The organism is Capnocytophaga sp. oral taxon 902, from assembly GCF_013394735.1.
Classification (GTDB): domain Bacteria; phylum Bacteroidota; class Bacteroidia; order Flavobacteriales; family Flavobacteriaceae; genus Capnocytophaga; species Capnocytophaga ochracea.
Genome location: NZ_CP058261.1, coordinates 697,247 through 720,164, shown reverse-complemented (window position 1 = coordinate 720,164; position 22,918 = coordinate 697,247). Strand labels below are relative to the sequence as shown.

Here is a 22,918-nt window from a genome sequence, read left to right as displayed (position 1 = left end):
AAATGGAAGGGTTAGTCTATAAATCTACAGGAAGCTGGTACACAGTGAAGGACGCTGCTACGGGGCAGTTCTACGAGTGTCGCATCAAAGGCAAATTCCGCCTAAAAGGCATTAAGAACACAAATCCCATAGCCGTGGGCGACCGCGTGCTCTTTCGTTTGGAAGAGAGCAACAGAGGCGTCATTACCGAGATAAAAGAACGCGATAACTACATCATTCGTAAATCGGTAAACCTCTCTAAGCAAACTCATATCATCGCTTCCAATATCAACCTCGCTTTCTTGGTAGTAACCCTCAACAATCCGCCTACCTCTACTACTTTCATCGACCGTTTTTTGGTAACTGCCGAAGCCTATGGTATCAAAACTGTATTGCTTTTCAACAAAGTAGATACTTATACAGAAGACGAGCTCTCCGAAGTGAAATACCTCGCTTCAATATACCGCAAGGCAGGTTATGAATGTATAGGTATTTCGGCTACTACGGGCAAAAATATCGATAAGGTAAAAGCTACTATGGAAGGAAAAACCTGCGTGGTATCAGGGCATTCTGGTGCGGGCAAGTCTACCCTCATCAATGCCATAGCTCCCAATTTACATCTCAAAACTGCCGAAATCTCTCAGCAACATCAGCAAGGTCAGCACACTACCACTTTTGCCGAGATGTTCGATTTGCCTTTTGGGGCACGCATTATCGATACTCCAGGCATCAAAGGCTTTGGTATGGTAGAAATCGAAAAAGAAGAACTCACCGACTATTTTCCCGAGTTTTTCGCTCTCAAACACCAATGTAAGTTCAATAACTGTCTCCATACCGATGAACCCCAATGCGCTGTAAAAGCAGCCTTAGATCGCGATGAAATCGCTTGGTCTCGCTACAAAAGCTATCTTCAAATCCTAAAAGGCGAAGAAAGCGTATACCGAGAAGGCGAAGGAGAGTAACGCAAAAAGCAATATTAAAATAAAACACCTCCCTCTTACAAACAACAGACCTCCTATTAGAGGTCTGTTTTCTTTCGTTTTATTTCTGTGTAAATGCTCTTTATAGCAGTTTGAAAATCAAATCTTTATATAGCTATCCTATACCAATCGTCCAAGATTCGTATAAGCTTCCTATAAGCTTTCTATAAGCTCCCTACTACTAAAAAAGAGGTTATTTAAAGAATAAATGCGGGAAAAGAGTTTCGATTGGTTTCTTAACGAAAGCTATTTTTAATGTTGCTCTGAGAAATCCCCAACCATAACTAAAAAACTGTACCAGAAGTGCCCAAACCGATAAAAATCCTATCTTCACACTGCGGTTCTCTCGGGCACTGTCCCACCCTATCAATATAAAATAAGAAGCGTATACAAGCAAGGGAGCGATATGTCCAAAAAAGGCTAACAGTATAGCACCACAAAGTCCCAAGGCAAAGCAAGTAGGCAACCAAAAAGTCAGCTTGCGCGTTTGCGGATGCCAATGGTTAAGGATAGCCCGCGTTTGTCCAAATTTGCTCACTTGGGTACGGAATTTCGCCCACGAAATGCGCCGTTTGTGAAACACAAAAGCGGTAGGAATAAAAGCCGAATCAAAACCCTTTTCCCAAAGGCGTATCACCAAATCAGGGTCTTCACCAGGGTGTATTTTCCCAAAACCTCCCGTCGCTTCAAAAGCTTTACGCGATAAACCCATATTAAAACTGCGAGGTTCAAACCGCTGAATACGCTTTTGGCTACCGCGAATGCCCCCCGTAGTCAGCAAAGAAGTCATCGTATAGTTAATAGCTTTCTGAATATCGGTAAAATCATCGGTAGCAGTATCCGAGCCCCCAAAACAATCTACATAATGGGCTTGCAAGAAGTCATCTACTGCTTCCAAATAATGAGAAGGCAAAATGCAATCGGAATCTAAAATGAGAAAATAATCGTGTTGAGCGCGTTGCATACCGTAATTGCGCGAGTCGCCCGGACCTGTATTAGGCTTAGAAAGATAAGTAATCGATAAATCGTTTTGGTATTTTTTACATATCTGCTCTGAGGTAATAGTAGAGCCGTCCTCTATCACTACTACTTCAAAAGCACCTTCGTAAGTTTGTGATACAAGACTGTTTAGCAGTTCGTCAAGTTCCTCAGGGCGATTGTATATAGGGATAATAAAACTATATTTCATCTGTTAAAGTAATGTTAAAATTAAAAGATTTTGTAACATCTCTATAATACCATACGTATAATATGCGTATAAGAATCGACAAAATTAAGGATTTTTTCTGAATGAGACAACTAAAAATTACCAAACAGGTAACCAACCGTGAAACCGCGTCTCTTGATAAGTATTTGCAAGAGATTGGCCGTGTAGATTTGATTACTGCTGATGAAGAGGTAGAATTGGCACAACGCATTAAAGCAGGCGATGTAGCCGCCTTAGAAAAACTCACCAAAGCCAATTTGCGCTTCGTGGTATCAGTAGCTAAACAATATCAAAACCAAGGGCTTACCCTGCCCGACCTTATCAACGAAGGAAACTTAGGGCTCATCAAGGCAGCACAACGCTTCGACGAAACTCGTGGATTCAAATTCATTTCCTACGCCGTATGGTGGATTCGCCAATCTATTCTCCAAGCCTTAGCCGAACAATCCCGAATTGTGCGCTTACCGCTGAATAAAATAGGTTCTATCAACAAAATTAACAAGATGTATGCTTACCTCGAGCAAGCCAATGAACGTGTACCTTCAGCCGAAGAGATTGCGCGCGAACTTGATATGTCAGTAAATGATGTGAAGGAATCTATGAAGAATGCAGGTCGCCATATCTCTATGGACGCACCTTTGGTAGAAGGAGAAGACTCCAACCTTTACGACGTGATTCGCAGTAACGAGTCACCTAACCCCGATAAAGCTTTAATATTAGATTCTTTGCGCACCGAGATAGAGCGTGCGCTCGAAACGCTTACCCCTCGCGAAGCCGATGTAGTTCGTTTGTATTTCGGTCTTTCCGACCAGCACGCAATGACCCTCGAAGAAATAGGAGAAACCTTCGACCTCACTCGCGAGCGTGTACGTCAAATCAAAGAAAAAGCAATACGTCGCCTTAAACACACTTCCCGTAGTAAAATTCTAAAAACATACTTAGGCTAAGTGCGAGCCACACAAGCAATAATATCACACACTTTGCCAAAGTTTCACACTTTGGCAAAGTTTTTTTCTTACCTCTTATCTCTTACCTAAATAATGGACTACACTTGGAACTTTAAACCACTACCACCGCAAGCTATTGTCGCTACTTTGCAACAAGAGCTCAACATCAGTGAGCCTTTGGCGATTCTTTTAGCACAACGAGGCGTGACTACCTTTCAGCAAGCAAAAGATTTCTTCCGTCCTACACTCTCACAATTACATAATCCTTTCCTGATGAAAGGAATGAAAGAAGCCGTTGCTCGTTTAGATCGAGCCTTAAAAAGTAACGAAACAATCCTTATCTATGGTGATTACGATGTCGATGGTACTAGTGCCGTTTCTTTAATGGAGCGCTATCTTAGCAACTTCACTTCTAAATTGCACACCTACGTCCCTGACCGATATACCGAAGGCTATGGTATTTCTTTTCAAGGAATAGACTATGCCGAGGCGCAAGGTTGTACCCTCATCATTGCGCTCGACTGCGGTATCAAAGCCATTGATAAAGTAGAATATGCCAAAGAAAAAGGGATTGATTTTATCATTGCCGACCACCACCGTCCTTCGGAACAAGTGCCCGATGCTATTGCCGTGCTCGACCCCCAGCAAGCTGATTGTCCTTACCCATATAAAGAACTCTGTGGTTGTGGTTTAGGGTTTAAATTAGCCCAAGCTTATCACGAGTATTTACAACGCCCGTTCAGCGAACTCATTCCTCTTTTAGACTTAGTAGCCGTCGCTACTGCTGCCGACATCGTACCAATGGACGGTGAGAACCGTTGCTTGACGTACTTTGGTTTAGAAGTACTCAATAATAATCCGTCGGCAGGCGTAAAAGCGCTTTTTGGAGAGCATCAAGGTAAAATTACCATAACCGATGTAGTGTTCAAAGCAGCACCTCGTGTGAATGCAGCAGGACGTATAGAACACGGCAAATACGCCGTTGCTCTCCTCACTGAAACTGATGAAGAACAAGCTGTACTTAAAGCTAAGGAAATAGACGCACTTAATACACATAGGAAAGAGTTGGACAGCAGTATCGCCACCGAAGCTCTCAACCAAATAGAGGCAAATGGCGAGCAAGAACACTATACGTCGGTAGTGTTTAATGAAGAATGGCATAAAGGGGTGATAGGTATTGTCGCCTCTCGCCTTATAGAGCATTATTATCGTCCTACGGTAGTCTTTACTAAGAGCGGTAATAAATATGCTGCTTCAGCGCGTTCGGTACAAGGATTTGATATTTACGAAGCTTTGGAAAAATGCAGTGAGTATTTGGAGCAGTTTGGTGGTCATAAATACGCTGCCGGACTCACTTTACTCCCTGAACAGTATCCGCTTTTCAAAAATGCCTTTGAAGAAGTAGTAAAGCAAACCATAGACTCTTCGCTTCGCATTCCCAAACTCTTTATAGATACCGCTTTGCCATTGAGCAAACTTACCCCAAAGTTGTATAACGTACTCAAACAGTTTGAGCCTTTCGGTCCTCTGAATCTCCCTCCGCTTTTCTATGCCGAAAACGTAATAGATACCGGCTTTGCCAAACGTATCGGTAAAGATGAAGAACACTTAAAACTCACCTTAAAAGAAGTAGGCACTACCTCGTATTACGATGCAGTAGGCTTTGGCTTAGCACATAAACTCCCCATAGTAACCTCTGGCAGACCTTTCAGCATAGTATATTCAATAGAAGAAAATGAGTGGAATGGCAGAGTAAGTTTGCAGTTACAAATAAGAGATATAAAATAAAAAAGAGGTTATTGGAATAGTATTCTAATAACCTCTTTTTTATTTGTTTCCTTACCTATTTCAAAGCCTCTAATGCTTTAACGTAGTTAGGCTCGTCTGTGGTTTCAGCTACTTGTTCTGTATAAACCACTTTTCCTTGCTCATCTAAAACTATTACACAACGTGATAATAACCCTTTTAAGGGAGTATCAGTAAAGACAATAGGGTAATGCTTTGCAAAATCACCTCTAAAGTCTGAAAGCATAGTGAGATTATCTATTCCTTCAGCAGCACAAAAACGAGTAAGTGCAAAAGGAAGGTCTTTAGATACACAAAGGATAGCTACATTGCTGAGTTTAGAAGCTTCCACGTGAAATTTGCGCACAGAAGCTGCACATACCCCCGTATCTACACTCGGAAAAATATTTAGTACAACTTTCTTCCCTTGAAAGTCTTTGAGTGTTACTTCAGCTAAATCATTCCTTACAGCTGAAAAATTAGTAGCTATAGTACCCACTTTGGGAAGTTCTCCAACAGTATGAGCTGGTTGTTCGTGAAATGTAATATTTGCCATAAAATATAGTTATTATTAGTAATATGAAATAAACAAAAATAGTGCCAAGTATTAAGTTTATAATAGAATTATTATTGAATACTTTCTGCGATGATATAACCACCCGTCCACGCATTTTGGAAGTTAAACCCTCCAGTAATAGCATCAATATCTAGTACTTCTCCTGCCAAATAGAGCTGAGGGTGTAGCTTGCTCTCATAAGTTTTAAAGTTGATTTCAGAGAGTTTTACACCACCTGCTGTTACAAATTCTTCTTTGAAGGTAGCTTTGCCCTCTATGGGGAAACGATATTGGGTAAGAGCTTCAGCCAGCCGACGCAATTGTGTTTTGTTGATTTCTGCCCACACTTGTTCAGGAGCGATACCTGCATTTTCTAAAAGAGCAGACCATAAGCGTTTGGGGAGTTCAAAAAGTGAGAAGCTTTGCATTGCTTTGCGTCCGTTGTTTTGTTTAAACTCTTGGAGAACAGAGAGCGTTTCGTCATAAGAAAGCGCCTCTACGACGTTAGCAGTGAAATTTACTTCCATTAAGCATTGGTAGTTACATTCAGCAAGCATACGAGCCCCCCAAGCCGAGGCGCGCAATACCGCAGGTCCGCTAAAACCTGTATGGGTGAAGAGTAGTGGAGCAGTCTCAGTTATTTTTAGTGATTTTCCTTCTTTGCTAAGCAAACGTATAGAGGCATTTACAGCAATACCCGATAGTTCTTTCGTCCATTGGGTGGAAGTATGAAAGGTAAATAACGAGGGCACTGGTGGTATGATAGTATGCCCCAAATTAGCTAACAATTGCCACATTTTAGGATTACTGCCGGTGGTAATGACTACATTTCGAGCAATGTAGGTCTGCTTGGGCGTACTTACTTGCCAACCTTCGGGAGTAGGAGAGAAGGCTTGTACATTCTGCTCAGCGAAGAGCTCTATATGATGTTTTTTTATTTCGTTGAGGAAGCAATTTACAATGCTCTCCGAATTATTAGAAATAGGAAATACACGACCATCAGCTTCAGTTTTGAGAGGGACACCGTGAGCTTCAAACCAGTCCATTGTATCACCACACATAAAACGGTAGAAGGGACTGAGGAGTTCCTTATTGCCACGAGGATAGTTCTTTACAAGTTCTTGAGGAGTAAAAGTAGCGTTGGTGAGGTTACAGCGTCCTCCACCTGAAATGCGCACTTTGTGGAGTACTTCTTTGCTTTTTTCGAGGATAGCAATCTTGAAGTTAGGGTGTTTTTCAGCAGTATTAATAGCGGTGAAGAAGCCAGCAGCTCCTCCACCGATAATAAGAAGGTCGTACATAGTTATTTTACCCCAATAAAGTTGAACTTATCGTCAAATTTAAGTTCTTGATCGTCGGTAAGTTCTGCTTCATATTTCTTTTTACTAAGGTTGCGCGATACTTCTTTGATAGATTCAAAAGGGAAGGTGGCACGTACGTGTGCTAATATTTTTTCGGGTACTACGTGATCAGGCACTTTGCCGTGACGAGCTTTAAGCTCTTTCCAATCGCCATCTCCGTTAAACTCTATTTCAAGTCCATCGCGAAAGATGACGGTGTACTCTTCGTCCTTGTAATCGGTGTCTTTCCATACCGAAGCGATGTGGTCTACCAAAAAATGCTCGCGCACAAAGTTGATAGCATCAGCAGGGAGGTCGTTAAAAGTTACTTTTTTGTCCTGTGCTGAGGCTGCGCTGAAGGTAAGTGTAGCAGCAATGAGTAATAAAAAATGTTTCATTTTAGTCGTCTATTTTTAAGAATTTACCATTTAAGTTAAAAATGAGTTCTACCCCGTTGGAAAGGTCTACTTCGTATTTAGTACGTTCTTTTTTAATTTCTTTAACGATTACATTAGGGTAGTTTTTGTGCACATACTTAGTAATTTTTGTAGGAACAATCTTGGGCGAAACTTGTCCGTTGCGTGATTTCACTTCTTTCCAATTGCCATCAGCACGAAACTCTATTTCTGTGCCATCAGCAAAGAGCACGGTGTAGTCCTCTACTTTGCCTTTCTCGGTATCTTGCCATACTGAAACGATGCTATTAGTAGAAAAATGTTGCTTAATAAAACTTTGTGCACTGGCAGGCAAAGTACTTATAGGTACAAGACCTTCGTCTTGAGCGGTAGCCACTCCAAAAGCAAGTAAAGAGAAGACTACTGTTGATAATGTTTTGAATGTATTCATCTTTTTATAATTGATATGTTTAAGGCGACAAAGGTAGCTAAAAATAAAAAAAGTACCAAATGAATGGTACTTTTTATTAGTCGTCTATTCTTAAAAATTGTCCTTTAGCATTGAATTCCAAATCGAGTCCGTTAGCGAGTTCTACCTCATAGTCATAGCGTTTCTTTTGGATTTTGTAGATATCCGTTTGAGGGTAGGTTTTCTTTACGTACTGAGCGATACCATTAGGAATAAGTTTTGCAGGTACAGCCTGAGTGCGAGTTTTCACTTCTTCCCAGTCGCCATTGCTATAGAATTCAATTTGAGTGCCATCGTTAAAATACACTTTGTAATCTTGGTCGTGGAAATCGTCGTCTTTCCATACCGATGCGATATCTCCTACTTTAAAGTGTTGTTTTACGAAAGCTTGCGCTTTAGCCGGCAATTGTTCAAAAGTAATAGGAGTGTCTTTAGCTGACAAATCTTGTACTGCTATTACAGTCAATAAAAAAATGGCAATAATTGATAATAATTTTTTCATCGTTTTTAATCTGTTTTTAAGTTTAACGGGGCAAAGATACTACCTAATTTGGGAAAGAATTGGGAATAATTATCCTTCCGTCTACCATCACCAGCTTTCTATCTGCCATAGTAGCCAATTCTTCATTATGGGTAACGATTACAAATGTCTGCTGGAACTCATTGCGCAGTTGGAAGAAGAGTTGGTGTAGTTTTTCAGCACTTTCAGAATCGAGGTTGCCACTGGGTTCATCAGCGAATACTACCGAAGGGTGGTTCATCAGGGCGCGTGCTACCGACACTCGTTGTTGTTCGCCTCCTGAAAGGGCATTGGGCTTATGGTCAGCACGCGAGGTGAGGTGCAAAAAGTCTAAGAGCTCCATCGCGCGCTTTTCGGCTTCTTTCCTGCCTACCCCTTTGATGAGTGCAGGAATGCAGATATTCTCCAAAGCAGTGAACTCAGGCAACAACTGGTGAAATTGGAAGATAAAGCCTATGTGTTCATTGCGGAATTTTGCCAAGGCTTTGGAGGATAACGACAATATATCCGTACCATTAATCACCAACGATGATGGTTTATTGGTGTCTGGACTGTCCAAAGTACCTAAGATGTGTAACAGGGTGGTTTTTCCTGCTCCTGAAGCTCCTACTATCGATACAATTTCGCCTTTGGAAACGTTCACCGATACGCCTTTGAGCACTTCTAAATCTTTATAAGTTTTATGAATATTGGTAGCTTGAATCATTTATTTGGCATTTTGATAGATATATACTTCGGTAGCGCCTATGCCGTATTTGGCATATTCGGCATCGTAGAAAGTAACGTTAGAATAACGCCCCAACAGGAATTCTAATTCGGTGCGCAACACGCCTTCGCCTACTCCGTGAATAAACACAACCCGCTGGATACGCTGTGCAATGGCAAACTCTAACTGCCGGCGAGCGGTTTCGAGTTGTAGGGTAAGCATATCGTAGTTGGTCATATTCCTAGTAGAATTGACCAATTGCTCAATGTGCAAATCTACTTCCATTGGAGGAATGTTACGCTCTTTTTTAGTGAGAGGCGATTTGTTCTTTCGCTTGCTCACTACATCTTTGCGCAAACTCTCTTCATCTATATTGGTAAAAGCACCTTTTAAAGGCGCTTCCTCTTCAATAACTATTATTTCCTCAGGGCGGTAAGTTAATTCAAACCCCTCAGTAGTAAGCACTGTTACCTGCTGAGGCGTAAGGCGCACGATGTGTCCTTTAATGGTATCGTCTAATACTTCTATGTAATCTCCTATGTTCACAGTGCGAGGTGTGAGCCGTACGGGCAGTTAATTTGTTAGTTTGTAAATTTGTAAATTGTCCCATTTTAGAGACACGAAACGTCATTCGTCACTCGTCATTCGTCTTCTGGGTTTCTTATTTTCGTCGCTGGGTCTTGAAAATCTTCCTCATTTTTAGAGGGTAGGTTGCGCGAAATGCGATAGATACCTATCATCAGTAGGCTTATACCTATGATGAGTAACGCTTGGTCGTATTTGGGAAAAAGATAACGCGACAGTGCTACCAATATCCCTAAAATCATTAATATATAATTCATAAATTCCATTTATCAATTTGCTCATTAGCTCATTAGCTAATTGCCAATATTCCTTTTGCGAGTTCAATCATTCTTGGGTCGCCCGTGTGTTTGTTAGGCTCGTCTGAAAGTTTTACAGTAGGTACCCACTCGTTATCGCTGGTAAGTACCCCAGTGAGCTTCATCACTATGTTCATCGGACGTAAGCCTACATCATTAGTGAGGTCGGTACCTATCCCAAATGAAATACCTATTTTACCTTTACAAGCTTCGGTAATTGCTTGTACTTTCTTAGGGTTAAGTCCGTCAGAGAAGATAATGTATTTAGAGAGTGGGTCTATCCCCATCTTCTTGTAGTGTGCTATTGTCTTTTCGGCAAAGACTATAGGGTCGCCACTATCGTGACGCACACCGTCGAACAACTTGCTGAACTTCTTATCGAACTGCTTGAAAAACACATCGGTAGTATACGTATCCGATAGTGCTACCCCAAGGTCGCCACGGTACACATCCACCCAGTGTTCGAGAGAGAGTGCATTAGCCATTTTGTAGCTGTACTCAGCTGCGTGGAACATAAACCACTCGTGAGCGTGAGTACCTATCGGTTTTACCTTGTATTTCATCGCAAAATGCACATTGCTGGAACCTATAAAGGTTTGGTTGTAGCCTTCCATTAAGGTATGCATCACGATGTCGTGCACGTGATACGAATGGCGACGACGGGTACCAAACTCGGCAAATACCACTCCTAATTCTTTGTATAACAATTCTTTTTCACGAGTATTAGCTATCACTTGCTCATCTGTCCAAGCGGTCGCTTTGGTGAGTTTATAGAAGAGCTCGCTAATTATAGAAAGTAGGGGCACTTCCCAAAGTATCGTGCGATACCAATAGCCCTCAACAGTTACCTGCAAGTCGCTACCGTTTTGTTCGATATGTACTTCCGAAGGGTCATAGCGATACCCTTCCAAAAAGTCTAAATACAGCGGACTCAAATAGGGGCAGTTATCTATCAAAAACTGCTTTTCGGCTTTGGTGAGTTTCAGTTTTGCCATATTGTTCACCTCTTCTCTCAAAGCCTCAGCAAAGCCATCGGGGAATTCGTGTTTGCCACGGTTGATAAAAGTGTAACGTGCTTTGTTTTTAGGAAATAACTGCACTACGCCACATTGCATAGTGAATTTGTAAAAATCGTTGTCTAATAATGAGTTTAGGATTGCAGACATATATTTTCAATTAACAATTTACAATGGATAATTAGTAAGTTTAAAAAACTTATTTTGGGCAAAGATAATAAATAAATTGCAATTATAACCGATTGCTTCCTAATTCTATTCCACCTATTTTTCGTCTTAGCTTTGGTTTAGATTCGCCTTAGGTTCGCTTTAGCTTCGATTAAAAAGGAATTAAATGTAGATAGCAATAATTTAGAATGATTTCTCTACTTGATTCAATGCTTCCAAGATAATATCACAGCCTTCTTTTATTTCTTCTTCTGTAAGGGTAAGTGGAGGAGAAAGTCGTACGGCGCGGTGTTCAAACAACAGCCAATACACAATGAGTCCCCTATCTTGACAGTAATTCACTACAAAATCGGCGATTTCGGCAGTCTTAACGATAACTGCTAACATCAGTCCTTTACCGTTCACGCTTTCAATGAGTGGGTGTTGCAAATACTTGCGGAAGAGTTTTTCTTTCTCTAAGGTTTGAGCCATTAGGTCGGTAGTGAGGAGCTGATTGAGAGTTGCCAACGAGGCTGCTGCTATCACAGGGTTGCCCCCAAAAGTGGTGATATGCCCCATTTTAGGACTGTTTGCCAATAGTTGCATACGCTCATACGACGACACGAATGCCCCTACCGGCATACCGCTTGCCATACCCTTGCCTATTGCGATAATATCGGGGGTAAAGCCATAGTTTTGGAAACCAAAGAGCTTGCCGGTACGTCCGAAACCTGGTTGTATCTCGTCGATGATAAGCAGGGCTCCCACTTCTTCACAACGGCGTTTTACCTTGATAAGATAGTCGTTTTGGGGTTCGATAAATCCTGCTCCTCCTTGGATACTTTCCAAGACTACCCCTGCGGTGCGCTCGGTGATTTTGAGGATATCGGCTTCGTTGTTGAACTCTATAAAATCTACATCAGGGATAAGCGGACGATAAGCGCGTTTGCGTTCTTCATAGCCCATTAGGCTCATCGAACCTTGTGTATTGCCGTGGTAGGCGTTTTTGGCAGCGATAAGTTGAGTTCTACCCGTAGCGCGTTTGGCTAATTTTACTGAGCCCTCAATAGCTTCCGTACCGGAGTTTACCAAATAGGTAGTATTGAGCTCTGGTGGTAACTGTTCAGCAAGGAGTTTGCAGAAATCTACTGCTGGTTTTTGTACGTACTCGCCGTATACCATTACGTGCATATAGGTAGCACACTGCTCTTGGATAGCCTTCACTACCGCAGGGTGACAATGCCCTAAGGTGCAAGCCGATACGCCTGCCACAAAATCTAAATAACGCTTGCCATCGGTAGTGTAGATATAGCTACCCTCGGCACGTTCTACCTCCAACAATCGCGGATAAGGCGAGGTAGGGGCTTGATATTTTAAAAAATCTTGTTGTTGATTCATTATTTTTTTTCACTATTTACTCTCCAAGAGTCTTAATTATTATCTAACATTTTTATTATCTGGCATTTCTTCCATCATTGTCTTTGTAAGTTCTTCTGCTTCTATCCAATGAATTGTTAAATCAATAAGTTGTTTCAGAAAAGACAAGTCCTTATCTTCCCAAACTCTTATATAATGAGTTTCATCATTCCCCAACCATACAGCACGTTTTGCAACATTTTTAATATTAGTATCACCAATATGTTTATTGATAACCTGCATTAAAGGTGTTTTTTTTATACTTTTTTCTTCTGAAGGATTATTTTTTATAGCATAATCCTTTATGAGAAACTCTAATGCTTTTCTATATCCAACGCCTGTAATTTGATCAAGCATATTTTGCTGAGCAAAATACGCTTGATTATAGATAATAGAGAATTGAGGAGATATTGTTTTTATAATCTCGCTAAATTCTTTTTCTAAAAAAGCCCCTATAGATATCTCTCTTAGAACGCCTTTGTAATAATAAGCTATAAAACCTTTATTACAATCACTATTAGTACATTGAAAAAAAGCTTCAACTATTTTTGTTCCAAAATTATAATAATCTAACCCACTTATATATTTAGGTATTTGATACTTATGACAATGGGGACAAATATCCGGATATTTATCTATATTTTCAGCATATTCATTATGTGTTATAATTTTCATATTTACAAATTCTAATATTTTTTCACTTTTTCAAAATCCTTAAGTATAACAAAGTATGCGGTGTATGCATTGTCAGTTGCTAATTTCAACTTTGCCAAAGTGTGAAACTTTGCCAGAGTATGCGACGCAACCATTGTCAATTGTCAATTATCAATTGTTAATTGTCAGAAAGCAATCTATCCAAGCTTACAATGTCTTGAATGAGCACTTGTCTTGCCTTACTGCCTTCAAACGGACCTACTACACCTGCGTGTTCTAATTGGTCGATGAGGCGACCTGCGCGGTTGTAACCTAATTTTAGTTTGCGTTGCAAGAGCGAAGCCGAACCTTGTTGGGCATTCACTACCACTTCGGCAGCTTCGCGGAACATAGGGTCACGCTCCGAGGGGTCGAAGTCTAAATCTACACCCTCTCCCTCAGGTCCTATATACTCAGGAAGCAAGTACGCATCGGGGTAAGCACGCTGTGCCCCAATAAAGTCGGTAATGTGTTTTATTTCGGGGGTATCTACAAAAGCACATTGTATACGTACGGGTTCATTTCCTTGCGAGTAGAGCATATCACCTCGTCCAATGAGCTGTTCTGCTCCTGAGCCGTCCAAGATGATTTTAGAGTCTATTTTAGAGCTTACCTTAAAGGCAATACGCGTAGGGAAGTTGGCTTTAATAATACCAGTAATCACATTGGTCGATGGGCGTTGAGTAGCGATAATCAAGTGAATACCAATGGCTCGGGCAAGCTGTGCCAATCGTGCAATAGGAAGTTCTACCTCCTTGCCTGCTGTCATTATCAGGTCGGCAAACTCATCTACCACCAATACGATGTAAGGTAAGAAGCGGTGTCCCTCGTTAGGGTTTAGCTGTCGCGCTTTAAACTTAGCGTTGTACTCTTTGATGTTCCGCACTTGGGCATTTTTCAGCAGTTCATAGCGGTTGTCCATCTCTATACAAAGGGAGTTGAGCGTGTTCACCACCTTTTTGTTATCGGTAATAATTGCTTCTTCACTATCGGGCAATTTAGCGAGGAAGTGACGTTCTATACGCTCAAATATCGAGAGTTCTACCTTTTTAGGGTCTACTAACACAAACTTCACTTCGGCTGGGTGCTTCTTGTAGAGTAGCGAACTGAGCACTACATTTATCCCTACCGATTTACCTTGTCCGGTTGCCCCCGCCATTAGTAGGTGAGGCATTTTGGTAAGGTCGGCTACAAAAGTTTCGTTGCTAATTGTTTTTCCGAAGGCGATAGGCAGTTCCATTTCGGCGTGTTGGAATCGCGGTGCAGTAATCATCGTGCGCATATACACCATTGTAGGCTTCTTGTTTGGCACTTCAATACCTATCGTACCTTTCCCTGGAATAGGTGCGATAATACGAATACCAAGTGCTGCCAATGAAAGGGCTATGTCGTCTTCTAAGTTCTTGATTTTTGCAATACGTGTCCCCGCTTCGGGTACAATTTCGTAAAGAGTAACGGTAGGACCTATGGTCGCCTTTATCTTCTCTATTTTAATTTTGTAATCGTTCAGCGTTTGTACGATTGTATTCTTGTTTTCCTCCAATTCTTCTTGGTTAATAACAATACCACTGTCTTTGGGGTCGTCTAAGAGGTCGAGTGTAGGGAAACGGTAATCGCTAAGTTCTAACGTTGGGTCATACTCTCCATAGTTCTCTACCAATTGCTTAGCCAGAGCCTCGGGGTCTATTGCCTCTGTTGGCTGAGTAGGCGTTACTGTAAAATCAGGTTGTTCCTCTTCGGGAATATTAGTGATTTCTAAACCTCCCTCTTGTCCATCAAGGCGCGGAATTTCCTTTTTATGGGTAAAAGGGTCTAACTTTTCGTTTTCACCTTGTGGAATGATAAAGTCTAAATCGCCCTCATCAGTAGTAAATTCTATGGAGTTAGGCTCTTTTTCTATACTTTCAAAGCTGTTTTCCTCCTCATCGCCTTGCTCCTGTTCTTCTTCTCCTTCGCGTTTCAGTTTAGAGAATGTATTTTGGAAGAAAGCAACAGCCTTTTCAGTAGTGAGATTTAGTTTGAAAATGCCATAGAGTACCACAATAAGTACCAAAAGTAGTATAGTGCCCAATTTGCCCAAATAGTCTTGTAGAAAATGGTTTAGTTCATAGCCCGAAACACCTGCTAATATGGTAGCTTTCCCTCCCAAAAATCCTAAGGCGGTTGAAGTGAATACCATTAACAGAATCCCCCAGAACCAGCGGTTTAGCAATGGCTTTTTCATATTTAGGATAAGTTTCATCCCTGATAGAAATAGAAGCCACACAGGAAAGATAACTGCCAGTCCAAAACCTTTATATACAAATAACTGACCCAAATAGGCTCCTATCTTACTGCCTATATTGTCAGCAATTTCTTCCCGATTGCTCAAATCTGCCCATCCACTTTGGTCAGTCTGCCACGAGAAGAAGAATGACGAAAAGGTAAATACCAAATACAGCGATAGCAGTACTAAAAATACGCCAAAAGCCAATTTGCGCTGTTGAGGTTTATTAGTATCCTTCTTCTTCTTTTGTGTTTCTTGTGGTTGTTTCTTTTTAGCCATTTATAGTTAAGCGTTTTTTCAATTAAATTTTATGTAACGTCAGTTCAAATGCGTTTTATATACTTGATTCTGAACCTCATTTATGCTAATTTCTGAGATGTAGTCTCACTCCTTGTATTTCACTTCTTCCAAAAACTGCACCTCATACAAGTTGCGGTAATAGCCGTTTTCTATTTGCAACAACTCCTCGTGATTGCCTATTTCCACTATCTTCCCTTTGTCTAATACTATTATTCTATCAGCTTTTTTTACGGTGGTAAGGCGGTGTGCAATGATGATGGACGTGCGTCCTTCGGTCATCTTATCGGTAGCCTCTTGTATGAGCTTTTCCGAATGCGAATCTACTGAAGACGTTGCCTCGTCCAAAATAAGAATTTGCGGTTTGTGTACGTAGGCGCGCAAGAAAGCTATCAGCTGGCGTTGTCCTGCCGAAAGCATAACCCCACGCTCTTTCACGTTGTAATGATATCCCTCTGGCAAACTCATCAAAAAGTTGTGAACTCCTATACTCTTAGCAGCCGCAATCACTTCCTCTTCGGTGATAGCAGGATTTTTCAAGGTGATATTGTTGTAAATACTATCGGCAAATAGGAATACGTCTTGCAACACGGTAGCAATGTGCTCTCGTAGCGAACTGAGAGTATACTCCTCAATGTTCACCCCATCGATGTAAATCGCCCCCGAAGTCAAGTCGTAAAAACGGTTTAGCAAATTGGTGATAGTGGTCTTCCCTGCACCCGTTGCCCCTACAATTGCAATAGTTTCGCCTTCTTTTACTTCAAAACTAATGCCGTGCAAGATTTCTTCTCCTGCTACGTATTCAAAACGGACGTCTTCAAACTTAATATTACCTTTCACCTCCTTCAACTCTTTCTCACCTCCAGTTTCAGTATCCGTTTCAGTATCCAAAATAGCAAATACGCGGTCAGAAGCGATAATGCCCATCTGCAAAGTGTTGAACTTATCGGCTATATGCCTAATGGGTCGGAATAACTGTTGCGAAAGCTGTATAAAAAGAAAGATATTCCCTAAGTCGTACACGTTCTCTCCTATAATTTGCCGACCGCCAAACCACACAATCAGCGCAATGGTAATCGATACACACAAGTCGCCAATCGGAAAGAAAATAGAGTTGTACCATATCGTTTTCAGCCACGCCTGTTTGTGTTTCTCGTTTATCTTTTTGAAATTCTCCAATTCTTCGCGCTCTTGCGCAAAAAGTTGTAATACTTTAATACCCGAAATGCGCTCTTGTACAAAGGCGTTTAGGTTTGCCACTTGGTGACGTACCTCCACAAAAGCTGCGTTCATTGAACGTTGAAACCAACGCGTAAAGTACAAAATAAGAGGCATCGTAGCATAGCTGATAAGCGCCAATTTCCAATCAATCACAAACATTACAATCGTGATAACAAACATTTTCAGTATATCGCTTGCCATCTCAAAAAGCCCCGAACTGAAAATTTCGCCTATCCGTTCCATATCGTTCACCGCACGCGTTACCAATACCCCTATGGACGATTTGTCAAAATACCGCATCTTAAAGCGCAACAAGTGCGCAAAAAGCTTTTCTCGCACATCGCGTATTACCGTTTGTCCCAGCCAGTTAGAGTAATAAGAAAACAGAAACTGCATTGTTACTTCCGCACATAGCAAAGCTATGAGTATGTACACAATGCGCACTAAACCCTCGTAATCCTTAGGAGTGATATAATTGTCAATCGCTACTTTTATCAAGTAAGGTTGTGCGGTCGAAAAGATAGACGATAGCACCGCAAAGAGAGCTACGGCTATAAATACCCCACGATAAGGTTTTACAAAGTGCGACAGCTGACGAAAAGTATGTTTAGTGCGAGATGTTTTTTCTGACATTGTTTTCTTTTAAGGTGGCAAAATTACGAACTAATTCCCAAATCCCCAAATTTAACACTCGTCATTTATTCCCCGCCCATTCCACCATCAAGTGCAATTTTTCAGATTACTTTCTGATAGAATAAATCTTTAGGTTTTTCAAAATCTAATACTTTTCTTGGTCTATTATTAATTTTATATTGATATTCTTTAATTTCTTTATCTGTAATATTTTTAAAATCAGTATTTTTAGGTATGTATTGCCGTACAAGACCATTGGTGTGTTCACTAAGACCTCGCTCCCAAGAACTATAAGGATGAGCAAAGAAAAATTGTAGGTTCAATTTCTTTTCAACTCGCTTAAAATCAGAAAATTCATTACCATTGTCAGCAGTAATTGTCTTTATATAGTTTTTGTAAGGCAAGGTCATATCTATAAGTTCATCTGCTAATGATTTAGCTTTCTTTCCTTCTTTTAACTTTTTCATAAATAACATTTTAGTAGTCATTTCAACCAATGTAAGTATCGCTCCTTTATTTCCTGCTCCTACAATTAAATCTATTTCCCAGTGTCCAAACTCTGTTTTCTGACTTATAACCTCAGGACGTTCTTCAATAGACTTTTTATCTTCTACTTTCTTTTTACAAGTGTACAATGCTCTACTTCTATGCTTAAGCTGATGACGAGTGTGTTTGTATAGTTCGCCTCCGTTTTCTTTGTCTTGGTGAATGAAATTATAGATAGTTGTTTTTCCAACCATTGGTATTCTATTTTTTTTACAATACCCTACAATTTGCTCAACAGACCACTGTTCTTCAGTGATATGCTTAATAACAAAAACTTTCATTTCTTTAGTAAATTTACGTTCTTTCCTAAAACGTTCTTTACGCTCTTCTGAGATTTCTTGAGCTACTTTTGGACTGTATTTTCCTGTCTTTGTTTTGTTTCTTGACAGCTCTCGACTGACGGTAGAGGGATTACACTCTGCATAAAGAGCAATATCTTTTTGTTTGATTCCGCTTGCTTTTAAAGCAGAAATTACCGACCTTTGCACCAAATTTAAATGCTTATATTCTTTCATTGTCATTTACAAAGAAAAGCATTTATTTTGAAAGAGAAAAGACTTTTATAGTTTTTTCTCTTTTTTTATTTTTCAGAGGGTTGCCCCTTAGAGGCAAAACCCTCTGAAAAATAAAAGTTTTACTAAAAATTACTACTTAAAATTGCAATTATTAGTGGAACTTACACCCTGTTCCCGTCATACTCCCCCTAGTGCCTATGCCCTAAGGTCTAATGCCTCTTCCCTTTTCTTTCGCCTCGAAACCCCGTTTTTAACATTTTTAGCCTTGTTGTATTATATTATGAATCAATTATTTATATACCCTTTCTATACCAATCGTCCAAGATTCGTATAAGCTTCCTATAAGCTCTCTATAAGCTACCCTCACCCTCCTAATAGCCTTTTTTCATCAAAATTCCTCTTAACTCACTTCTGATATCTTTCGTTTTTCTCCGCCTCCATTTACTAATCTGCTAATTTTCTCATTTTCTAATTCTCTCATTCCCTCATTCTCTCATTCTCTCATTCTCTCATTCTCTCATTTTCTCATTCTCCACTATTAATTACCATTATTTTAAAATTAAAAAAATCTATAAATCCAGTACCTCTTCTTTGCAAAAAAACTGCTACCTTTGCACCGTAGAATTTTTAAAATAACAAATTATGAGTTTAAATACCTTAGGGCTTGATAAAGCCAAAGTAGAAAAAGAAATCGGCTTGCTAAATGTACTGCTTGCCAATTATCAAACGTATTATCAAAACTTGCGCGGTGTACACTGGAACGTAAAAGGAAAACGCTTCTTTGAACTACACGTGAAGTTCGAAGAACTTTATAATACCGCACAAGAACAAGTCGACGAAATAGCTGAGCGTATTCTTACCCTCGGTGGCGTGCCTTTTCACACTCTCGAAAGCTATGTAAAGCACACTTCTGTTCCCGTAGGCGAAAACATTTTCGACGATGATAAAACCGTACGCCTGATAATCAATACCATTAGCACTTTATTACCTTTGGAAAGAGAATTGTTAGACTTCTCCGACGAAATAGGTGATGAAGGTACTAATAATCTAATGAGCGACTTTGTAACCGAACAAGAGAAAACCGTTTGGATGCTCAAAGCCTACCTCAATGAAGTAATTTAATACTGAATTTTGATTAAACGAGGAAGAGGAATTGACTAAAAATAATCAATTCCTCTTTCTTTTTTTGCCAATTCATAATTAATCCCTACCTTTGCACAACTCATAACTCTTAATTGATAACTCATAACTTTTAACTCATAACTAATGAAATATTTAATCACATCTATCCTATTCATCGCAACCACTATCCTCACCGCTCAACACAAAGCCCCTACCGATTGGGAACTCTCAGGGCTCAAAGGAAAAGTGAAAAGTCAGCGCAGTATCCCTTACGAGGTAGTTACCCAAGGAAAAACATTCGTAAAAGGAGCCATCGACCGCGATTTGGATACAGTAGTCAAAATAGGTAACCTCGACAATCTTCAAAAAGATTTCAACCTTAATGGATATCTCACTCAAATGCGTTTTTTCTTCAAAAACGGTGAGTTGTACAGTCGTATGGAATACTATTACAATCCGCAAGGGCAACTGTTTGAAACCCGTTACAATTCCGATAAAACCCTTTATGTCTACAACCCCGAAGGCTATCTTATCAAAGATGCGACCTACTCACCTGGGGGCTTCTTAAAAACGCATTACAACTATCAAGTAGATACCAATGGGAAAGTGCTAAAAGAGGAAACTTATCACGCCAATCAGTTAGAGTCTACCATAGCTTATACTTACAACAAACAAGGCGACCCTGTCGAGATGCGCTACTACGATGCTCAGGGCAATCTGTTGCAAAGGGTAGAAAGCAAGTTCAATAAACAGCATTTAGCCGAACGCAATCGCACTTACGACAAAGACAATAAGTTGGTGAATATTACTACCAAAAAATACAATAGTCAAGGAGATTGTATCAAACTACAAGCAGAAAATAAACTACCTCAAAAACAGAAGAATGTAGCGACTTACGAGTATAAATACGATAATCGAGGTAATTGGATTGCCAAAACGACTTTCATCAACGGTGAACCCCGACAAATTATAGAACGCACCCTCAGTTATTATGAATAACATTCACTTTTTCGGTGTAAGACATCTGTCGCCTTCGGCAGCCTATCATTTAATTGCCTTCTTAGAGGAAAACAACCCCAAGTGTATTCTCATCGAAGGTCCTGCCGATGCTACCCCTCTGATATCTCAAATAGCGCAAAAGGGGGTAAAACCTCCTATCGCTATGCTGGGCTATACTACCGAATTGCCTATCGAAACAGTGCTCTATCCATTTGCGTCTTATTCTCCCGAATATCAAGCAATATGTTGGGGAGTAAAGAAGAAGGTAACACTTCGTTTCATCGATTTGCCTTCGGAGAATATGCTGAAATTGAAGCAGGAGCAACGCACGGAGGAAGAAGCCGAAAAAGCCAAAGATTTTTATCTCTACCATAATACCCTCTACAAGCAAATAGCCGAAGAGGGGGGCGAAACCGACTATGAAGATTATTGGGAACGCCATTTTGAACACAATCTCAATCCTGATGCTTTTGCACCCACACTTGCCTTACAATCGGGTGAAATGCGCCAAATGGTCATAGATAAAGAATATGAAAACGCGCCTTTCGATTTCTCGTATAATCTCATTCGTGAGGCATATATGAAGTGTGAGATTGCTAAGGCTTGCACCGAGTTCAAATCCGAAGAAATAGTAGTAATTGTAGGGGCTTACCACTTATCAGGTATCCAGAACAGCCTACCTGCTATAACTGATGACGAGCTTAAAAAGCTCCCCAAAGCTACCTCTCAACTCACCCTGATGCCTTATTCCTATTTGCGTCTCAGCAGTCGTACGGGGTACGGAGCGGGCAATACGGCTCCTTATTACTTTGAGCTGATGTGGCAAGCGATGCACGAAAACACCCTCAATCAGCTCTCAGCTGTCTATCTTACTAAAGTAGCTAGAATCTTGCGTAATCAAGGGCAAAATGCCTCTTCTGCTAGCGTAATTGAAGCGGTGCGTCTTGCTAATGTGCTTTCGGCTATGAAAGGTGGTTCTTACCCTGTGTTGCAAGACCTCCACGATGCAGTAGTTACTTGTTTTGGAGAGGGAGACCTTGCTGTGGTAGCCGAAGCTATCAATAAGGTAGATATCGGTACGGCTATTGGGGTATTACCCGAAGGGGTGAGCCAGACGCCCGTACAAGAGGATATGAACCAAGAGCTGAAACGCTTAAAGCTTACCAACTATAAATCGGCGGTAGCGCAAGACCTCACCCTCGACCTGCGTGAGAACTTAAAAGTAAAAACCAAAGAAGCTGCTTTTATAGACCTAAATCGCTCTACATTCCTTCATCGCTTGGAAGTGTTGGGCATTCACTTTGCCACCCAGCAGCACGTACAGCAGGATAAAGCCTCGTGGGCAGAGAAATGGGTGTTACAGTGGAGTCCTGAGGTCGAAATAGAAATCGTAGAAGCTAACCTTAAAGGTGAAACGCTTGAAATAGCCACAGCTTTTGTACTCAAAGAACAGCTCAACGAAAGCACCGACCTTTCAGTAGTAGCTAAAATCATTAGGCAGGCTTGTGAATGTCAGCTTACGCATATTTTTAGCAATGCGCTCAGCACCTTGCAACGCCTTTTGGTAGATAGTAATAGTTTTGCCGAAACTGCCTTTGCTGCACACGAGCTCTCGGTGCTTATACAGTACGGCGACCTGCGTCAGTTTAATCTCGAACCGCTGAAACCTATCTTGCAACAGCTTTTCCTCCGTGCTTCGTTATTACTGATAGATGCTTCATCTTGTGATGACAAAGCCTCTAAGCAAATAGTAGAAGCTATCAATACTATGGAGTTCATAGCCGAACAGCAATACGAATTGGTAGATACCGAAACGTGGCAAAAAGAACTCACCCACCTTGCGTGGCGCGACGATGTGAACACCAAGCTCTCGGGGGTAGCCTTTGCTATATTGTTAGAGCACAATTTAGCTACTGAAGAACAATGTGGAAAAGAAGTGTCTCGTCGTCTTTCAGCAGGTGTCCCCGCCGATTTAGGTGCCTCGTGGTTTGAAGGCTTTTCTGGAAGAAATAGATACGCATTGTTATCGCGTACGATTATATGGAAAGAGTTAGACAAGTATGTACGCCAATTAGATGAAGAACAATTTATGCGCTCGGTAGTGTTCTTGCGCCGTGCTTTTTCCGATTTTGAGCCTAACCAAAAGAACAGTATCGCTGAACTTTTAGGAGACCTTTGGGGTACTGGCAAAGAAGCTACTGCCGAACTTTTGCAAGAAGTGCTTACGGAAGAAGAGAGTACTAAATTAGATGAACTTAACGACTTTGATTTTGATTTTTAAA

General features: G+C 40.8%; 21 protein-coding genes. 6 read left to right on the top strand and 15 right to left on the bottom strand.

The annotated features are described in order from the left end of the window. The first annotated feature begins 2 nt into the window (after nucleotides 1–2). A complete protein-coding gene (rsgA, locus tag HW278_RS03060; RefSeq protein WP_009417557.1) occupies nucleotides 3–941 on the top strand; it encodes a ribosome small subunit-dependent GTPase A in 939 nt (312 codons plus the stop codon). Between the two features lie 211 nt (nucleotides 942–1,152). Here rsgA and HW278_RS03055 read toward each other — a convergent pair whose 3' ends face one another. Beyond that, the gene (locus HW278_RS03055) at nucleotides 1,153–2,148 is read right to left on the bottom strand and encodes a glycosyltransferase (protein ID WP_178976891.1); all 996 of its coding nucleotides are present in this window, start codon (nucleotides 2,146–2,148) and stop codon (nucleotides 1,153–1,155) included. A 101-nt stretch (nucleotides 2,149–2,249) separates the two neighbouring features. Here HW278_RS03055 and HW278_RS03050 point away from each other — a divergent pair, with 101 nt between their 5' ends. Both HW278_RS03050 and recJ read left to right on the top strand, forming a co-directional pair. Then, a complete protein-coding gene (locus tag HW278_RS03050; RefSeq protein ID WP_002673542.1) occupies nucleotides 2,250–3,113 on the top strand; it encodes an RNA polymerase sigma factor RpoD/SigA in 864 nt (287 codons plus the stop codon). Nucleotides 3,114–3,206: 93 nt separating this feature from the next. Then, nucleotides 3,207–4,901 (top strand): single-stranded-DNA-specific exonuclease RecJ, encoded by a 1,695-nt coding sequence (recJ, locus tag HW278_RS03045; RefSeq protein WP_178976890.1) that lies wholly within the window; start codon nucleotides 3,207–3,209, stop codon nucleotides 4,899–4,901. 55 nt (nucleotides 4,902–4,956) lie between these two features. Here recJ and tpx read toward each other — a convergent pair whose 3' ends face one another. The 14 genes from tpx to HW278_RS02975 all read right to left on the bottom strand — a co-directional run bounded on the left by tpx (nucleotide 4,957) and on the right by HW278_RS02975 (nucleotide 18,515). Continuing rightward, nucleotides 4,957–5,454, bottom strand: coding sequence for a thiol peroxidase (gene tpx / locus HW278_RS03040; RefSeq protein WP_178976889.1), 498 nt, complete (start codon nucleotides 5,452–5,454; stop codon nucleotides 4,957–4,959). A gap of 71 nt (nucleotides 5,455–5,525) precedes the next feature. Continuing rightward, nucleotides 5,526–6,755 (bottom strand): NAD(P)/FAD-dependent oxidoreductase, encoded by a 1,230-nt coding sequence (locus HW278_RS03035; RefSeq protein ID WP_178976888.1) that lies wholly within the window; start codon nucleotides 6,753–6,755, stop codon nucleotides 5,526–5,528. A gap of 2 nt (nucleotides 6,756–6,757) precedes the next feature. After that, nucleotides 6,758–7,192 (bottom strand): PepSY-like domain-containing protein, encoded by a 435-nt coding sequence (locus HW278_RS03030; RefSeq protein ID WP_015781669.1) that lies wholly within the window; start codon nucleotides 7,190–7,192, stop codon nucleotides 6,758–6,760. 1 nt (nucleotide 7,193) lies between these two features. Continuing rightward, nucleotides 7,194–7,640, bottom strand: a complete 447-nt coding sequence (locus HW278_RS03025) for a PepSY-like domain-containing protein (protein ID WP_178976887.1) — start codon at nucleotides 7,638–7,640, stop codon at nucleotides 7,194–7,196. 76 nt (nucleotides 7,641–7,716) lie between these two features. After that, nucleotides 7,717–8,160 (bottom strand): PepSY-like domain-containing protein, encoded by a 444-nt coding sequence (locus HW278_RS03020; RefSeq protein WP_178976886.1) that lies wholly within the window; start codon nucleotides 8,158–8,160, stop codon nucleotides 7,717–7,719. Nucleotides 8,161–8,203: 43 nt separating this feature from the next. After that, the gene (locus tag HW278_RS03015; protein ID WP_002673519.1) at nucleotides 8,204–8,884 is read right to left on the bottom strand and encodes an ABC transporter ATP-binding protein; all 681 of its coding nucleotides are present in this window, start codon (nucleotides 8,882–8,884) and stop codon (nucleotides 8,204–8,206) included. Next, nucleotides 8,885–9,430, bottom strand: a complete 546-nt coding sequence (locus HW278_RS03010) for a Smr/MutS family protein (RefSeq protein ID WP_053580990.1) — start codon at nucleotides 9,428–9,430, stop codon at nucleotides 8,885–8,887. It lies immediately after the preceding gene. A 95-nt stretch (nucleotides 9,431–9,525) separates the two neighbouring features. After that, complete coding sequence (locus tag HW278_RS03005) at nucleotides 9,526–9,726, bottom strand: hypothetical protein (protein WP_048746587.1); 201 nt, start codon at nucleotides 9,724–9,726, stop codon at nucleotides 9,526–9,528. A gap of 32 nt (nucleotides 9,727–9,758) precedes the next feature. Beyond that, entirely contained in the window at nucleotides 9,759–10,931 is a 1,173-nt protein-coding gene (gene pncB / locus HW278_RS03000) for a nicotinate phosphoribosyltransferase (RefSeq protein WP_002673512.1), read from the bottom strand. Between the two features lie 201 nt (nucleotides 10,932–11,132). Continuing rightward, entirely contained in the window at nucleotides 11,133–12,326 is a 1,194-nt protein-coding gene (locus HW278_RS02995; RefSeq protein WP_178976885.1) for an aspartate aminotransferase family protein, read from the bottom strand. A gap of 39 nt (nucleotides 12,327–12,365) precedes the next feature. After that, nucleotides 12,366–13,019 (bottom strand): DUF4145 domain-containing protein, encoded by a 654-nt coding sequence (locus HW278_RS02990; protein ID WP_178976884.1) that lies wholly within the window; start codon nucleotides 13,017–13,019, stop codon nucleotides 12,366–12,368. Between the two features lie 157 nt (nucleotides 13,020–13,176). Next, complete coding sequence (locus HW278_RS02985) at nucleotides 13,177–15,582, bottom strand: FtsK/SpoIIIE family DNA translocase (protein WP_178976883.1); 2,406 nt, start codon at nucleotides 15,580–15,582, stop codon at nucleotides 13,177–13,179. Nucleotides 15,583–15,687: 105 nt separating this feature from the next. Further along, nucleotides 15,688–17,454 (bottom strand): ABC transporter ATP-binding protein, encoded by a 1,767-nt coding sequence (locus HW278_RS02980; RefSeq protein ID WP_048746581.1) that lies wholly within the window; start codon nucleotides 17,452–17,454, stop codon nucleotides 15,688–15,690. Nucleotides 17,455–17,555: 101 nt separating this feature from the next. Further along, the gene (locus tag HW278_RS02975) at nucleotides 17,556–18,515 is read right to left on the bottom strand and encodes an IS30 family transposase (protein WP_255493530.1); all 960 of its coding nucleotides are present in this window, start codon (nucleotides 18,513–18,515) and stop codon (nucleotides 17,556–17,558) included. Nucleotides 18,516–19,157: 642 nt separating this feature from the next. Here HW278_RS02975 and HW278_RS02970 point away from each other — a divergent pair. The 3 genes from HW278_RS02970 to HW278_RS02960 all read left to right on the top strand — a co-directional run bounded on the left by HW278_RS02970 (nucleotide 19,158) and on the right by HW278_RS02960 (nucleotide 22,917). Further along, nucleotides 19,158–19,637 carry a Dps family protein gene (locus HW278_RS02970; protein WP_009410597.1) on the top strand — a complete coding sequence of 160 codons (480 nt, stop codon included), beginning with the start codon at nucleotides 19,158–19,160 and terminating at the stop codon, nucleotides 19,635–19,637. 144 nt (nucleotides 19,638–19,781) lie between these two features. Next, nucleotides 19,782–20,636: a hypothetical protein gene (locus HW278_RS02965; protein WP_178976882.1), complete on the top strand. Its 855-nt coding sequence runs from the start codon at nucleotides 19,782–19,784 to the stop codon at nucleotides 20,634–20,636. Continuing rightward, nucleotides 20,629–22,917, top strand: a complete 2,289-nt coding sequence (locus HW278_RS02960; protein WP_178976881.1) for a DUF5682 family protein — start codon at nucleotides 20,629–20,631, stop codon at nucleotides 22,915–22,917. The genes HW278_RS02965 and HW278_RS02960 overlap by 8 nt, the downstream gene beginning before the upstream one ends. The last annotated feature ends 1 nt before the right edge of the window (nucleotide 22,918 follow it).